The organism is Halobacteriovorax sp. HLS, from assembly GCF_004006665.1.
Lineage (GTDB): Bacteria > Bdellovibrionota > Bacteriovoracia > Bacteriovoracales > Bacteriovoracaceae > Halobacteriovorax.
The window spans coordinates 14,190-30,685 of record NZ_QOCL01000014.1; the positions used below are offsets into that span (position 1 = coordinate 14,190).

Consider the following 16,496-nt stretch of genomic DNA (forward strand, 5'->3'; position numbering starts at 1 on the left):
TTAAATCAGGTATTGAAGGCCCTCTATTAGAGGGCCTTTTTTTTTGCTAAAATCTTATGAGTAATAACATTAATAAGGTTTTAAAATGATTTTCAAGTCACTCTCTCTAGGACTATTCATCTTGCTAAGTTCGGTTACTTTTTCACAGGAGATAGACCTTGCGCAGAGCTCTCCTGATATTGAGTGGAGCAAAATCGAAAATAAGAGTGTAGAGCTAATTTTTCCAGACTTTCTAAATGATAAATCTCTCTATATTGCAAATATAATTGATCACTACTCTCTCTTTGTTGGACGTACTTATGGACTAGTTCAACCTAAACAATTCAGCCTTGTTATTAGACCAGAGATGGCCAACTTAAATGGATTTGTGACTTTAGGTCCAAGAAGAAGTGAGTGGTTTAGCTCTTCTTCCTTTACTCCTATTCTCGGAGGCGCTGAGTTTTATCAGGCCCTTTCTATTCATGAATATAGGCATGTGGTTCAATTTGATTATTTTAACAAAGGTTTCACTAAGGGATTAGATTATCTCTTTGGAGATGCCGGAATATCTCTCGCGGCCGCTGTTGGTCTACAGTCTTGGTTTTTTGAGGGTGATGCTGTTTGGGCCGAAACAAAATATACTGACTCAGGAAGAGGTAGAACCCCTAGGTTTCTATCAAGACTTAAGGCGCTGGTCTTAAGCGATAAAGTTCCTACTTATGATGAATTTGTGAATCGAACTTATAATAACAATATTCCTAATCATTATGTTTTTGGCTATGTACTCATTACTAGAGCTGTCAATAAATATGGAGAGAACTTTTGGCAACGAGTTTTATCTAAAGTTTCAAGTGCTCCACACCCATGGAGGCTTCTCAGTGCCTTTGAAAGTGTATCTGGTGAAGATTTCTATGATTTTTATAATGATACAATGAGTGAATTAAAGAAGAAATGGAGTAAAGACAAGTTAGCTAGTAATAGTGATACTCCATTTCGAGAGAATCTTGCAGCCAAGAGAGTAGAGCAAAAAATCTATTACCTTCACTATGATTTAGACTCTCATTGGAAAATAATGGAAAAGAATAATGGTGGTAATAGGACTGTTGCTGAAATACCATTTTATAAAGAAATATCCCAAATTGATTTTTCAAAAAAATATGCAGTATTTAATCAATTTGTTCCAGACTCAAGATACTTATATAAAGAAAAGTCAGTCTTAACATTAGTTGATTTAGAGACAGGTGCTTTTAAATCTCTTATTAGTGGACGAAGGCTGTATAACCCTAGCTTTGATGAAGAGGGCAGGAGAGTTATGGCCGTTGAGTTCGATGAAAAAAATAAATGGAAGATTGTTGAGTTTGATATTAACTCTAAGCAACTCAGAAGCTTTCAAATTAAAAATGAAAATATAGTAGAAGTTAAATACTTTGATTCAAATAAAGTTGTGGCCTTAGTTGTTAATTCTGTTGGAGAAAAATCTATTAAGCTAATCGACTTATCTCACAAAAAGTCAAAGACGATTTTAAAATATTCACGAAATAGTATCTCTGAACTTAGTGTTGATAAAATGAAAAATATTTTCTTTGAAGCTCAGTATGATGGAGCGATAAATATTTTTAAAATGGATCGCAAGGGAGAGCTTTCACAGTGTAGCGATCAAAAGATTGGGGGATACTATCCAAGTTCAAATGGTCGCAAACTTCTTTATAGTGGTGAAGATTATAATGGTTCTAAACTTTATGAAGTACCTCTGTCAAAATGTAAAAAAGTTGAAAGAAATAGTATTCTAGATTTTAATTATCTTGGTGATTCTCCTTCAGATAATTATGGAAATTTTAAACTAGAACACTTTCCCCTTCAAAAAGAGCAGTACACAAAAAATAAAGAGAAATACTCCAGAGAAGATTATGGAAGTTTAAATAAGCGTTTAGTAACCCCCCATTCTTGGTCATTCTTTGTTGGAAGAGGATATGGATTATCTATCAACGCAGATAATTACCTTCGAACAATCGGTATTTCTGCAAACGTGGGAAATGATTCAGAAGAAGAGCAGCTCTATTATGGTGCAAATATATCTTTCAAAAAGTACTATCCAATATTTAATGTGGGGGCCAATAAAACTTACCGAGAGGTTGAGTTGTATAATACTTCAAGTGACTTGAAGTGGGATGAATTTGATATTGATTTGAGTATGACAATCCCGTATCTCTATCGAATGAACCTAAAGAACTCAGTAACAGCTCTTACTCTAGGAGCAAAAGCTGTTGATATTGCTAATTCTCGCATCACTTCTCAAGAACAAGTGACAACTTCTGAAAAGTACAATAATGCTTATATTGAATTTCAAACAAGTTTTTCCAAGGAGAGAAAGTTTCGTTCAATAGTGCCAGCCTGGGGAATTTCCTATAATGCGTTTTACGAGATAGCAGAAAATAAAGATCCGACAAAGTCTTCTTACCAGTTTTATCAAAATGCTAAGCTACTAAGCTCAGGTCTATTTAAGTTTGATGGCTTAAAATTAGAGTTCATGAGTGAAGAGCAAGAAGAAAAGGCAAGCGCATATAGATTCTCGCCAGTAGGTTCACAAGAAGGTGACTATGTATTTTCTAGAGGCTATAGCTATATTTCTGTTCCTAAGTACGAAAAGTATTCCTTCAATTACTTCTTTCCATTGGGCTATCCTGATTTAAGGATTTGGGCCCTTTCTTATATCAGAAGAGTTAAGGTTAATACATTCTACGATTTAACAAATATTTCATCGAGTTTTCTAAACCAGAAATTAGAAAGTGCAGGCGCAGAATTAGAATTTGAATCTACCTTCTTTAGAATTTTACCAATTGATTTTGGAGTACGTTTTATAAATAAAATTACGACTAAAGAAAATGTAAACGAGTTTTACTTGGCAACAGGTCTTGCCTTTTAAAAAAGGCCTTCATTTTTTGAAGGCCTTTGTGAAAAAATTACTTTTGTATTTGAGCGGTCATAAGTCTGTCTTTTTGGATTCTCTCTTTACATAGAATCCAGTCATTTCCCGCTCCTCGACCAACAGGATTAAATAGGTCTGTGGAAATTCTTCCGCCTTCTTCTAATTCTTCGCTAATATGAATCTTAACAACTTCTCCTGTAATGATTTGACCACATCCAGGTTGATCTCCATAAGAGAGATGATCTCTATAGATACACTCAAAATGAATCTTGCTCTCAAGTATTCTCTTGGCCTTCACAACGTCAGAATCGAGAGGATTTAAACCTGCAAGTTTGAATTCGTCCTCTCCGTATGGCAACTCAGTTGACGTCATATTTATTTTATCAATGATCTCTTCGCTAACAAAATTAACAACAAATTCCTTTTCTCGAAAGATATTAATTGGAGTATCTTTCATCTGTCCTGTAGAACTTCTAATCAAAGGACAAAAAGCTATGATCATTGGCTTTGCGCTAACTCCAGTAAAGAATGAAAAGGGAGCTACGTTATTGGTTCCATCTTCATTTAGAGTTGAGATGACTGCTATAGGTCTAGGTAGAATTGATCCAATTAAAAATTTATAATTGTCGGCAAATTCTCCATTTGTATTAAACGATTTCATTTTCATCATTACATCCAACTTTTCCAATAATCTTTATTCTCATTATCACTAAACCACTTTGTTGGTTTGAGTGGGTATCTCGTATCAATCATTACAGCAAATTCATCGGTATGAGTTTTATTATCAACTGAATTGAAGGCCTTTGGATGAGGACCATGATGAATTCCTTGCGGATGAAAAGTCATTGCTCCTGCATCAATATTATCTCTACTAAAGAAGTTGCCTTGGTGATAGAAAAGCACTTCATCATAATCAATATTAGAATGATAGAAAGGAACTTTTAATACACCATGCTTAGTATCTTCTAGAGGTCTTTCAACAAATGAGCAAATAACAAAGTTATTACATACATATGTTGTATGAGCTGAGGGAGGCATATGATATCTGTGAGACATTACAGGACAAATATCATAGATAGAAAGTTTACTTGGATAAACTGATCCTTTCCATCCCTTAACGTCTAGTGGGTTAAATGGATAAGTTACTCTGGTCATTTTTCCTAAGCGCTTGATGACAACTGTATATTCTTTTAAATCTTTTCTAGAGCCAAGTGCCGCTGTAGGTGTCTCTATTGCCGTTTGGTCATAGAGAGCGTTTGGTCCTAGAATTCCTCTTGAAGGTTCTTCAAACTCAGAAGCTGATTCTACTTGAAGAACTTTAGTCTTTTGATCAATAAAGAATTGATAAGTTGTTCCTCTTGGTATGATTATATAATCACCTTTTTTATAGTTGAGATGGCCATAAGTAGTCTCTAGTCTTCCTAGTCCTTCATGAATGAAGTAGAGCTCGTCAAAATCAGCATTTCTATAGAATAGCTCAAAGCTCTTATTGAAAGTACCAATGCTAACAACGCAGTCGTTATTTTCAAGAGTGGAAATAGTCGTATCCTGAGCATCTGGGTGATCAAATAGGGTCGGTAAGTTTCTAGGCTTGAGATCACCTTCAATATTGCTCCAATTAACAGGAGGGTTTTCGTGATAGAGCTGGCTAACTCTTCCAAAGAAGCCTTTTCTTCCATGTTCTTCCTCGTAGAGGCCTTCTGGGATATTAACGTGGGCCTGCTTTGTGTAAATGCCGCTGGCTTTAAATGTTTCCATTCTTATTTCCTATAGTATTTGTTAGCTTACCTATTCCTTCAATAAAGAGCTCAATCTCATCACCAGGCTGAATCCATTTATCAATCTCTAGCCCGCAACCAGTTCCTACCGTACCTGATCCAAATAGATCTCCAGGTAGTACCCATTCATCCATGGATACATGACTAATCATTTGAGAAAAACTAAAGTGTGAATCTCCAGATTGACCTCTTGACCACTCCTTCCCATTGACTGTTGCTGTCATCAATAGGTCCGGCTCTTTGTTATCAAATTCATCAATAGTCGTAATTACTGGACCTATGACAGAGCAGAAGTCCTTTCCTTTCGCTGGCCCTAGACGAACGGCCATCTCCTTTTTTTGAATATCTCTAGCAGAGATATCATTTAAAATTGTAAAGCCGAAGATATGATCTATCGCATCTTCTTCTTTTACATTAAAACCTTCTTTTCCTACAACCATTCCTAATTCAAGTTCATAATCAAGAATATTAGTGTAGTGAGGCCAAAGGATTTCATCTTTTGGACCAATGAAGCCAGAAGTTGGTCCTTTGTAGTACGCAGGTATTTCGTACCATGCTTCTGGAATAGGTTCATTTCTTTTTTCAAAACCTTTCGCGACATGTTTTTCATGTGCATAGAAGTCTCTATACGTTGTAATTTTATCCATCGGCTTTGTAAGCGATATAGATTGGTCATCAATTTTAAACGCAACAGGCGTGCCGTCTTTTAAATTTAAATCACCGACAAGTTTTAAAAATTGATAAAGGCCGTTGGCTTCTTGCAGATCTTCTAGTGGATTATCACTATAAGTGAGAACTTCGTGAAGTGAACTCGGTAATTTTCTATTCGCTCTTTCGTAAGGATTGAATTTACCTTCTCGTTGGTAATCACAGGCCCATACAAGATTAGGATCTATTATGACACCTTCTTTTTCGTCAAGAATTCCTAAGCGACTTTTGGAACCTAGGCTAGAATGGTGAATATAGTGACAGATTTTCATTAGTTTGCTCTCCCAAATAATTTATCAAACTCTGGTAGCACTTTCTCCATCGCATCGAAGAAGTGAATCATCTCTTCTTTTGTTCCTAGAGAAACTCTAACATATGAAGGCATTCCATGCGCCATTAATGATCTTATAATCACACCGTGATTCAAAAGATTTTCAAATAGCCAGTCACCTGCTTCAAGCGATGGTGTCTTAAAAGTGATAAAGTTGGTGATTGATTTGATAGGATCAAATTTCTTTTCTTTAAGAAAAGCAATTGTTTCATTATATCTTTTCGTATTATTTTCTATTGTTCTATCTAAGTGTGGTTGGTCATAGAGAGCGCCCTTGGCCCCTAGCTGACCAATGAGATTTGGCTCGAACGGAAGTTTTACTTTGGATAGGTTGGCAATAAGCTCTTCATGAGCAAAACCATAACCGACTCTAATTCCAGAAAGTCCATAAGCTTTTGAAAAAGTTCTAAGAGTTATGACATTGTCATATCTATAATCCATTGAGTCCGGGTAGTCATCATGTTGAATAGCATACTCGAAATATGCCTCGTCCAGAAGAACCAGTACGTGATCTGGTACGTAGCTCATAAGATAATCAAATTCTTTCTTCGTAATATAAGTTCCTGTCGGATTATTTGGATTGGCAATATAGATTGCCTTTGTTTTCTTATTGATTGATTTTGCTAAAGCTTCAACATCAAATCTGTAATCCTCTGTTAGTGGAACAGTGATTAAATTTGCACCCACACTCTTTGCTAAAATATAGAAGCCAACAAAAGTATTGTCACAAGTCAGAACTTCATCGCCAGGCTGAAGAAATGCTCGCGCAATATAGGCCATGATTCCTTCACTTCCATTTCCAAGGATTATATTTTCTGGCTTAAGTTTATAAAGTTCACATAGTGATTTCTTTAATTGATAAGCATGCATGTCTGGATATCTGTGCAGATCCCAAAGACCGTTGGTCATTTCTCGAATTGCATAAGGTGATGGGCCAAGTGGATTTTCATTGCTGGCAAGTTTTGTAATTTGAGTAAGACCTTTTTCCCTTGCCACTTCTTCAATTGGTTTTCCCGCTTGATAGACTTTTAATTCTTTTAAATATTCAGGAACAAGACTTCTTCCTAGTTCACTCATGGGATCTCCTCAATTACAAATTATTACTTATATTTACCATTTTAAGTTTAATTTGTGACCATCAATTTAAACTTGTCGCTGGCCCATAGGCTTTTTATAATCAATCTATGAATAAAAACTATCACTACGGTCAATTTACTCCAGAACACCTCAACTTACTGAAATTAGGCATAACTCTTTATAATGAAGATAAATTTTGGGAATGTCATGAAGAGGTGGAAGATTTATGGTTAGCTGACTATGGAGATAATGCGCGCTACGTCTATTGGGTTATTATACAGGTGGCCACATCACTGTATCATTACTTAGATGGAAATCTTAATGGTGCGGAGGGAATGATTCGCAAGGCCAAGAGAAAGTTAGACACTTGTGAAAAGCTAAAAGTTGAAACAGATCTCCTATATAGCTACTTGGATTGGGAAGAATTAAAGAGAATTGTGAGAAAAATTCCTGAAAATAGTTCAATAGACGATTATAATGAACTCTATAATTTTAAATTTAAAAATCCGGCCAAATGGAAAATACATGAAACAACCAATTAAAACATTTTCTCAAACATTTACCATTTTTAAAAAAGATAAGCTTATCATTCTCTTGTCTATGGTACCCGTTCTTATTGGTTTGGCATTTTACTATTACGTTGGAAGTTTTTTTTACGGAGATCTTCTAAAACTAGGAAATGAATTTGTTAAAGCTAATGTTTCTAGTGAAGGACTGGGCAGTGTTCTTTCTTGGCTCTTGACTGGTTTTTTAACAATAGCACTCTTTTTCTTGGTTAACTGGACCTTTGTACTCTTTGTATCAATTATCGCATCTCCATTTAATGATCTAATTTCTGGTCGAGTTGAGAGGCAAATTTTAAGCCTACCTGCAAATTCTCTTGATAGTGAGAGATTCTTCTCTAAATTTTTTAAAATAATTTTCAATGAAGCTAAGAAGATCGCACTGATATTATTCTTAAGTATTGTTGCATTTATAACCGGCCTATTTCTTCCTCCGTTAGGTTTTGCCATTTCTGCATTACTTCTTTCAGTTTCTTTTTTAGATTACGCTTGGTCTAGAAAAGATTTAAGCTTTGGAGAGTGTGTAACAAATGTTAGAAGTTCATTCTTTACTTATTTAATTACGGGTTGTGCCTTTATGGCCTTGATTTCAATACCGATAGTAAATTTATTTGTACTTCCTTTTGCTGTTGTTTATTACTCAGCTTTATATTATTCAAAAATTCAGCTAGAGAAAGCTTAAAATGCATAAGATACTTGTTCAATCTCCGCGTACTAAAGATGAAATTATTTTATCTTTTCCATTCTTTATCAAATTAAAAGAGAAGTACCCTGAGTCTAGGATTTATGTGATTGTCGATTCTGGGCTTGAGGAAATACTTGAGTTATTACCTTTTAAAGTCGAGATTTACCCACTTCCGCAAAAATTGAATACAGTTGCTGGTATTCATAAATTTGCAGTTAATGTAAAAGATATTTTTAATATCGAACTTTTCTTCGATCTCGCCCTTGATCATAAAGGAGCTCTTACAGGTTTTTCTTTTAGGGCCAGAAAGAGAATAGGTCCGCTAGAGGGAGTAAAGAAGTTTCTCTATACTGACAAAATTGAACCTCGATCAGCGACAACATCTTTAGATGAATACTTTGTTGAATTGTTGAATAAATCTCTTGAAGAGCCTGTTGAAGATTTCTTTTTCTCTGTTCCTGATCTCACTCAAAATGAAAATGTAATAAATCTTTTTAGTGAGGATAAAGTTGATTTCTTTTTACTGAGAAACACTGCTTTAAGTTTTGATTTTTGGAAAGATATTCTTATGCTCATGGACAAGGGGAGAGTTGTCATTTGGGATCAAAATAATATTGAGCAGTGGCATATGTTAAAGTCCAGTGGAAATCTTAAAGTAGAGCTTATCATTCAAGGAGAGGTCTCGGGACTTTCGTTTTTAAGAGATCTTGTTATTAAGTCTGAGTTTGTATTAACAGATGATATTTGCTTTGCTCAATCTACTTACTTCTATGAAAAGAGATCTTTCCTCTTTGCTAATGAAGAAGTTCAATTTTCGAATACGAAGTATTTTTCCAATGTTGAAAATATCATTCTGCTAGAAAATGAAGATCCAATTAGTTTAATGACTTTTGGACAAAAGAAAGAGCTTACGGTTCCTTCTCAGGTTGTAGATTATATTTATGAGACAATGAATATTTAAGAAGAGGCGAGTTCGCCTCTTCCAAAATATACTTCTAGCTGAAATTTATAATAGATGTATCAATTGATTTAATTTTTTCTGAAAGTTCGGCCTGTTCAGTTCTTACTTTCTCTATTACATCATCTTTAGCATTATCCATAAATTTCTTATTTGATAACTTCTTTTCAAACTTTTCAAGATCTTTGGCCACCTTTGCGCGTTCTTTATTTAATTTCGCGATTTGTTCTTCTAAGTCTATCACTCCAGTAAGAGGAATGAAGATTTCAGTGTGGGCCGTTACTTTAGTTATAGATTGCTTTGGTCTATCACTAGACTTAGAAAAAATTTGTAAATTAGTAACCTTTGCTAGATCCTCAAAGCCTTTAGAAGTACTTAAAAAGAATTCTTCTAGAGCTTTATCATCAGTATATAGATGTGTTGAAATTTCTTCTTTAGGTTTTAAATTAACAGATGATCTAAGGTTTCTTATAGAAGTAATAACTTCGATAAATTTATTCATCAGTTCTTGGTCTTCTTCAAAACAAAGTGCTTCATTAAATTCAGGATAATCATGAATAATAAGTAAGTCCTCATCTTCTTTTTTAAGATGTGTCCAAAGCTCCTCTGTAATATAAGGAGTGAATGGATGAAGTAGGGCAACTACCTCTCTGAAACAATACTTAAGAACACTTGATCTCGTCTGAATTTTTTGTGCATCTTCTCCGTGCAATATATTCTTAGAAAGTTCAATGAACCATGAACAGAATTTATCATAAACAAATGCGTAGATGGCAGAGCATGAATCATCGTAGCGATATTCACCCATCGATAAGTTCATTTCTTTAGAAATATTGTTAAGCTCAGATAGAATCCACTTTTCTTGCTGATCAAGTTCTTTAGGTAGCTCATCATCTGCTTTTTCTAGAAAAGGAGAAATAAATCTAAATGCATTCCATATCTTATTGATAAAATTTCTATATCCACCAATTCTTTCAGGATCGAGGTTTAGTCCACGGTTATAACCAGAACCTGCTGCAAGAGTAAATCTAAAGGCATCTGCTCCATATTGCTCAACCATATCTAGAGGATCAATACCATTATTTAAAGATTTACTCATCTTGCGGCCTTGCTTATCTCTTACAATGGCGTGAATATAAATATCTTTAAAAGGATTTTCTCCCGTCAGTTTTTTGGACATCATCATCATTCTAGCTACCCAGAAGAAAATAATATCAAAACCGGTTACTAAGCAAGTAGTAGGGAAGAAGGTGTCGTAACCTCTTTCTTTCATTCTATTTTCATCAGGCCATCCTAATGTTGAAAATGGCCATAGCCCTGATGAGAACCATGTATCTAGAACATCTGGGTCTTGAGAAATATTAGAACTATTACACTTCGTACAAGTTGTAGAGTCTGTTTCACTGGCCCATTGATGTGAGCAATCAGTACAGTTATAAACTGGAATCTGATGACCCCACCATAATTGTCTTGAGATACACCAGTTCTTTGGCTCTCTTAACCAAGAGAAGTAAGTATTCTCCCATCCCTTAGGATAGAAAGTAGTGTCACCATTTTCAACGGCGCTAACTGCTTCAGCTGCCATGTCTTGAACATTTAAGAACCACTGCTTAGATACCATTGGCTCTATAATGGCCTTAGATCTATCACCGTGACCAACTTGATGAACATGAGGAACTTCTTTAACGAAGCTACCTATCTCAGTTAGCTTCTCAACAATTTGAGCTCTCGCTTTCTTGCAGGTTAAACCTTTCCACTCTAGTCCATAGTCGTTAAGAGTTCCGTCTTTATTAATTATATTTATTACTTCTAAGTTATGTCTTTGGCCGATTTCAAAATCGTTGAAGTCGTGACCAGGTGTAACCTTTAGGCATCCTGTTCCAACGTCTATTGCAACATGCTCGTCACCAACAATTGGAACTTCACGGTTACATATTGGAACAATGGCCATCTTTCCAATGAGATGAGCAAATCTCTCATCATTTGGGTTTACGGCAACAGCAGTATCTCCCAGTAATGTTTCTGGCCTTGTCGTGGCAATCTCTAATTTCTCATCTGAATCTTTTACCGAATAAAGAAGGTGGTAAAATGCGCCCTGAACTTCTTTGTGCTCAACTTCAGCATCAGAAATTGCTGATTGAAGCATAGGGTCCCAGTTAACAATATAATCTGATTGGTAAATTAATCCCTCATTGTAGAGAGTAACGAATGCTTTTCTTACGGCTTCATTGGCCTCTGGGTCCATGGTAAACATAGAATAGTCCCAGTCAGGAGATGCCCCGAGTACTTTTTGCTGGTTGGCAATAATTCCACCTTTTTCATCTTTCCACTGCCAAATCTTTTCTAGAAATTCTTCTCTTGAAAAGTCATGTCTATTCTTACCTTCTTCTTTTTGAAGTTGTTTTTCAACGACAGATTGAGTTGCAATTCCAGCATGATCCATTCCTGGAAGCCATAGTGCCTCGTAACCTTTCATTCTCTTCCAACGAATTAGTGTGTCCTGTGTAGTCACATCTAGAGCGTGACCCGCGTGAAGAATACCCGTAACATTTGGAGGGGGCATGATGATGCAATATGCTTCATTGGCCTTGCCTTTTCTAGGTTTAAAGTATTTTCCATCTTCCCAAGTTTTGTACCATTTGGACTCGACGTCTTTTGGGGAGAATGTAGTTGAGATTTCGTTTTGATTTGATGAATCTGTCATGTGAAAATTCCGCTGAAATAATTGTATCTTTTGGTGTCAGACTATAACATAAAGTGTTTCAGGTAGGAATATAGAGACAGCAATAAACTGTTATTTGGAGTGCGTCATTAAGATGTTTAAAGAAATTGAGTCAGTGGTTTTTGATTTTGGTGGGGTTATTATTGATCTCTACCCACAGAGAACTTTTGATAAGCTTAGGCAGAGCTTAGGAATAGACGCTGAAGCAGAGTTTAAGCAGCTCGCTTTAGATATTGAATTAGGTGAAATTTCAGCTGAGAAATTCTTAGAATCAGTAAATGATCTATGTGGAAATAGAGTCTCTCTCACTGAGTTGGAGCAGACTTGGAATGCGATGTTGGGAGAAATTGACCCTGCAAAAGTTCTTTTTTTGGAACAATTGAAAAAGCACTACAAAGTTTATCTTTTGAGTAATACGAATATTGTTCACAAGAATTACTTTGATATTACTTGTAATAAGAGCTTTGGAATGAGTATGGAAGATTTCTTTCACAAAACAATTTATTCCCATGAAATTTCTATGAGAAAACCTGATCGCGGTATTTTCGAATATCTAATCCAGACGCTGAACTTGAGTCCGAATAAGATTTTATTTATTGATGACTTAGAAGAAAATATCCTGATGGCCAAGGAGCTTGGCATTCAAACGAAACAGTTCGAAAGAAATGGTAATTTCGATTGCTTAAGAAATTTAATTATCTAGTAACCAATCATTAACAGGCTCAGGAAGATTGTCAGGACTTTTGTAGTCTGGATCAGGATCTGGAAAAAGATCAAGGCTCTGGGCCTTTAACTTATCCATGTCATCTTTTGGAATCCAATCATTCTTAGGAGTAGGAAGAGTCTCTGGTTTTTTGTAGTTATCTGAAGGGGTCGGAAATAGAGATATATTATCTAGAACATCTTCAATCTTTTTCAAATTTGATTCTGTCTTAGTTAGTGCGCGAGAATAAGTAAAAAACTTCAATGTTGAAAGGGTAGAGAGCTTAGGAGTCTCTTCGAAGCTCGAAGTCTTGTGAATTATTTTAGTAAGAAATGCCATTCTATTAACAATTTTAAAATGAAGTGGCCTAAGTCGCATATTCACTTGTTCGTCATTATTTTGTAAATATAGATCAATCCAAGGATTTAAGAGGTTTATCTTTTTATCGATTTTGACAAGCTCTATCGTTCGCAATTTCTTACTCTGCGCTTTTTGTATCAAGTATGTTTGATAATACTTATAACTAATAATCTTTTTAATATCTGAAATGGTGGCGTTTAACATCCATTTGGAAAAAATATTTAAATCTTTAGAACTTCTTTGTTCAAGAGAATTAACTAGTTTTTGGTCTACAACTCTATAAGTATTCTTGTTCTTACTTAAGTAAGAAAGGGCCAGTTTATAGATCTCTGTTTTAGTTAAAAGAAAGAGCTCTGATTTTGGTATTTGCGAAAAGTAGGTATCACTTAGAATGATATCTTTAATAAGTTGCTCTTTTTCAATATTATTTAGAGTGTAGCTATTGAGAGAAGAGATCGTTAATCTATACTCTAGTGGTGTATTTCTAGACTCTAAAAATATCTTTCCCTTTTTTATGTCGTCTAAGTCCGCGGCATAAAGAGTGTGGATAAGTATGAAAAATATGCACAGAGATTTCATTTTACTACCTTCTCTTGTGTCTTTTTAGATAAATTGTCTTTTGTTGACTCGTTCTTATCACCTTCAAGAACGTAGTAAGTTCCTCTAAATGGTATGAGTAGTCTACCATCCATGTTGAGAACAGAATTGACCCATTTTAGAGAACTTTCAATACTGACTTTCTTCGTTACTGTATCTAGCTTCGCAACTTCATAGCCTGTCTTTTTATACTCTTTACTAAGGTCTTTAATAAAGTAGATAGTATCCTTTTTATGATCACAAATCATATGGCCCAAATCACTCTTATTATTGTCATAAAGTATTGAACCCTTTCCAAGATTAAAATCTAACTTGGAATACTTCGCGATAGAGCTATAAGGAGTTTCTGGACTTGCACTAAAAGAGCCGATATATATATCTTCCTGTGTTGTGCATAACTCATATTGAATGAAAACATCATCAGACTTTTGAAGTAAATCACTCTTTGAGTTTGCTCTGTCAAAGATAATTAACCCATTCTTTCCCTCTTTGTTTACGTCAGTATAGAGAATGGTTTTACTTGATAACATTTCTCTTTGAGGGATGAAGTATGGATTTTTTATATTTTGAAGAATGATCTTGAAGGAGGCCGAAGGGTTTACCACATTTGAAAAATGTAAAGTGTTCTTAAATGGACTATAGTAAGAAATCCATACATCATCTTCATGAAGTCTGGCATCTATTCCTTCGCCGATATACTTAATATTCTTTTTTCCAAAATCGCTGTAATAGATTTTGCTAGTTTTTCGAACACTTAGATAAGTGTGAAAATTGATACTTTGCTCTATAAGATTTAGCTTTCTCGATTTAGATGAAGTTACTGTATATTGTGTTCCAATCGGTCCTTTTAGAACTTCCTCAGTATTATAATTTGTGGATAAAAGTAAACTACCAGATCTACGTTGATAGAAGGTGAATTTTCCATCTTCTGAAATAAATCTTAAATTATTAATTGATTGCTTGGTTGATATTTCAGGTAACTCAATAGAGCAGACCGAGTTCATAAAGACCATAAATGTTAAGAATATTCTACTTAATACCATATAAAGTCCATGTACTAAGAGGATGAAGCTCTTTATAGTTTGTAACTGAGTTAAAAATAATATTCCACTCCATTAAAATAGGAGAGTGTAGATCACTAATAGCTGTTCTTATGACAAGCTTCCCTGATCCTTCTTCTTCATCTAGACCATCAATAATAAATGGTAATGGACGACACTGGTTAAGATTTCTTCTTTGGAAAACTGTTGGATGTAAGTCTTCTGCACAACCGATTCCATGTATGATTCCATTCTTGTGAAGATCGAAGTAGAACTTTAATTCTGTTAGATTTCTTATTTTTTTAGAATCCTTTTTAAAGGTATCACTTAAAAGGTTAGAGGCCGCATATTTTTCGTTTGAAAATGAAGTTGGAAAGTAATCAAATACGACTTTCCCTTCATAACTTAGGTAATCGATGAGCTTTGTTTCATAGTAAACTTTCTTAGGACAATGCATGGTCGTACAATTTTGCGGATCATAAACTATGAAGCAACCTGTTTTGTAACCAAGTCTATTTGGACTATAGGACTTAGAATTTGCAAGTTTGCACTGGACCTCAAATGGAGTTCTTTCAGCTTTTTTTATAATTTTAGAAATCACACTATCTTCGGCGAGTTCTTCAGAGCTTGAGATTCCTGGAACATAAGAGTGACACTCTTTAAGACTTGTTGCCTTATTTTGAAAACAGATTTTTAAAGGCCACGCTTTTGCGTTATTTGACTCAAAATTTAATTTTGCAAAGGAGAGATTTGTTTCTGTAGCGCAAGTGAATTCATTAGATTTTAATTTAACCGATTTAAAGTGATTAATTATTCGATGAATATTGACGACGCCTTCATTATCTACTGAACCTGGACAGTCATGGTACTTTGTAACCAAGCGAGCACCTGTTAGGGCGTTGGAAATTTCTTGGCAAGAAGGTAGAGGAAATAGTGATGTATGTTTAGAGTTACCGTTCGTATGGCAGTAGTTTGACTCTGTTTTAAACTTTAGTGCACATTTTTTTAAATCAGTCTTAGTTAAGCTGTCCTTATTAAGAACATTCATACATTTCGATTCAATGAGGTAGTCTTCTCTTTCTCCAGTCACAACTTTGGACCAAATATCCTTCGCGAGATACTTTTCGCAAAAGTTTTTTTCATTATTTATGTAGGAGCATAGATTACTAAAATAAGTTCTTTGAAAGTATGGAATTAGGGGAGTGTACTTATTAGCTTCTCTAATTCTTCTTTGCAACTCTGCACGTCTATTTCGTTGCAGTGAGCTTGTTGCAGGCAAAATCGTTTTTGCCTTATTCCCACGTTCTATTATTTCATGTACACCGCAGATATAGGGTGTATTTGGATTATCTATCCAGTTTGATAAAATCTGAGAGCACTGCTTGCTGGTTTCAGGAGTGGGGAGAGTTAGGTTTTTCATTGTTGAAGCAATGCTATTTAATTCAAATAGCCCACCAATCTCTTTGTTACTGATACATTTTTTCTTATAATACAGCTCAAGAAAATTTGTCTTTGTTAAAAGACCTCTCTTTTTTTGTCCGTTATTATCAATATAGTTAACGATAACTCTATTAATAAAACCTCTACTTGTTTTTAAAAGATTATTTTGAAATAGAGAAATTAGCCTACACTCATCATCACCATTACCTAAGAATGTTAAATACTTATTGTCTGAATTAAGAAGTAGCGATTTTACATAGAAAGGGTCTAGCTTTAAATCCTTTACCTGAGATTCATCTGTTATGAGTAAGCTTTGTTTTTCGGCCTCTGAGATAAGTTTAGAGTATTGATTCTTTTCAATATCAATAATTTCAATTAGGGATTCTAATATTCCTGAAGTCGTAGAAATTTGTGGAGTTAGGTCTTCTTGTGAATAACTAGGAAATATAATCGCCCAGAACAGAAATCCAAGGTAAAGTAATTTTTTAAAGAATTGTTTTGGCCAGTACGATGGCAAAGTCTTCAATTTCTGTTCCATCCATATTAGTTTATTCATTTTTAGATGAATGAAAGTTTATCATACAGTGAGATTTATTACTTTAAAAAATTCATTAGTTCTTACTTTCATA

At 34.8% G+C, this 16,496-nt stretch carries 13 protein-coding genes; 5 read left to right on the forward strand and 8 right to left on the reverse strand.

The window, feature by feature from the left end:
- Positions 1-85 precede the first annotated feature (85 nt).
- Positions 86-2,902 (forward strand): hypothetical protein, encoded by a 2,817-nt coding sequence (locus tag DPQ89_RS14205; RefSeq protein WP_127717695.1) that lies wholly within the window; start codon positions 86-88, stop codon positions 2,900-2,902.
- Between the two features lie 37 nt (positions 2,903-2,939).
- Here the strand turns inward: DPQ89_RS14205 and DPQ89_RS14210 are convergent, their stop codons facing one another.
- Genes DPQ89_RS14210 through hisC form a run of 4 tightly spaced genes read right to left on the reverse strand, consistent with a single transcriptional unit; the run spans position 2,940 to position 6,799 of the window.
- Positions 2,940-3,572 (reverse strand): flavin reductase family protein, encoded by a 633-nt coding sequence (locus tag DPQ89_RS14210; RefSeq protein WP_206611179.1) that lies wholly within the window; start codon positions 3,570-3,572, stop codon positions 2,940-2,942.
- 2 nt (positions 3,573-3,574) lie between these two features.
- Positions 3,575-4,663, reverse strand: coding sequence for a homogentisate 1,2-dioxygenase (locus DPQ89_RS14215; protein WP_127717696.1), 1,089 nt, complete (start codon positions 4,661-4,663; stop codon positions 3,575-3,577).
- A complete protein-coding gene (locus tag DPQ89_RS14220) occupies positions 4,650-5,663 on the reverse strand; it encodes a fumarylacetoacetate hydrolase family protein (protein WP_127717697.1) in 1,014 nt (337 codons plus the stop codon). The genes DPQ89_RS14215 and DPQ89_RS14220 overlap by 14 nt, the downstream gene beginning before the upstream one ends.
- Complete coding sequence (hisC, locus tag DPQ89_RS14225; RefSeq protein ID WP_127717698.1) at positions 5,663-6,799, reverse strand: histidinol-phosphate transaminase; 1,137 nt, start codon at positions 6,797-6,799, stop codon at positions 5,663-5,665. The genes DPQ89_RS14220 and hisC overlap by 1 nt, the downstream gene beginning before the upstream one ends.
- A 107-nt stretch (positions 6,800-6,906) precedes the next feature.
- Between hisC and DPQ89_RS14230 the strand changes: the two genes are divergently transcribed.
- From DPQ89_RS14230 to DPQ89_RS14240, 3 genes are read left to right on the forward strand one after another with little or no spacing between them, the layout of a single operon-like run.
- On the forward strand, positions 6,907-7,341 hold the full coding sequence (locus tag DPQ89_RS14230; RefSeq protein WP_127717699.1) for a DUF309 domain-containing protein: 435 nt from the start codon (positions 6,907-6,909) through the stop codon (positions 7,339-7,341).
- Entirely contained in the window at positions 7,325-8,044 is a 720-nt protein-coding gene (locus DPQ89_RS14235) for an EI24 domain-containing protein (RefSeq protein ID WP_164848431.1), read from the forward strand. Before DPQ89_RS14230 ends, DPQ89_RS14235 begins: the two co-directional genes overlap by 17 nt.
- Before the next feature lies 1 nt (position 8,045).
- On the forward strand, positions 8,046-9,008 hold the full coding sequence (locus DPQ89_RS14240; RefSeq protein WP_127717701.1) for a glycosyltransferase family 9 protein: 963 nt from the start codon (positions 8,046-8,048) through the stop codon (positions 9,006-9,008).
- Between the two features lie 34 nt (positions 9,009-9,042).
- Here the strand turns inward: DPQ89_RS14240 and DPQ89_RS14245 are convergent, their stop codons facing one another.
- Complete coding sequence (locus DPQ89_RS14245; RefSeq protein WP_127717702.1) at positions 9,043-11,709, reverse strand: valine--tRNA ligase; 2,667 nt, start codon at positions 11,707-11,709, stop codon at positions 9,043-9,045.
- A gap of 112 nt (positions 11,710-11,821) precedes the next feature.
- Here DPQ89_RS14245 and DPQ89_RS14250 point away from each other — a divergent pair, with 112 nt between their 5' ends.
- Positions 11,822-12,430 carry an HAD family phosphatase gene (locus DPQ89_RS14250; protein ID WP_127717703.1) on the forward strand — a complete coding sequence of 203 codons (609 nt, stop codon included), beginning with the start codon at positions 11,822-11,824 and terminating at the stop codon, positions 12,428-12,430.
- Here DPQ89_RS14250 and DPQ89_RS14255 read toward each other — a convergent pair.
- Genes DPQ89_RS14255 through DPQ89_RS14265 form a run of 3 tightly spaced genes read right to left on the reverse strand, consistent with a single transcriptional unit; the run spans position 12,419 to position 16,423 of the window.
- Positions 12,419-13,369: a hypothetical protein gene (locus DPQ89_RS14255; protein WP_127717704.1), complete on the reverse strand. Its 951-nt coding sequence runs from the start codon at positions 13,367-13,369 to the stop codon at positions 12,419-12,421. The two genes, DPQ89_RS14250 and DPQ89_RS14255, sit on opposite strands and share 12 nt — an antisense overlap.
- Positions 13,366-14,430 carry a hypothetical protein gene (locus DPQ89_RS14260; protein ID WP_127717705.1) on the reverse strand — a complete coding sequence of 355 codons (1,065 nt, stop codon included), beginning with the start codon at positions 14,428-14,430 and terminating at the stop codon, positions 13,366-13,368. The genes DPQ89_RS14255 and DPQ89_RS14260 overlap by 4 nt, the downstream gene beginning before the upstream one ends.
- Positions 14,417-16,423, reverse strand: coding sequence for a hypothetical protein (locus DPQ89_RS14265; RefSeq protein WP_127717706.1), 2,007 nt, complete (start codon positions 16,421-16,423; stop codon positions 14,417-14,419). The genes DPQ89_RS14260 and DPQ89_RS14265 overlap by 14 nt, the downstream gene beginning before the upstream one ends.
- Positions 16,424-16,496: the final 73 nt, after the last annotated feature.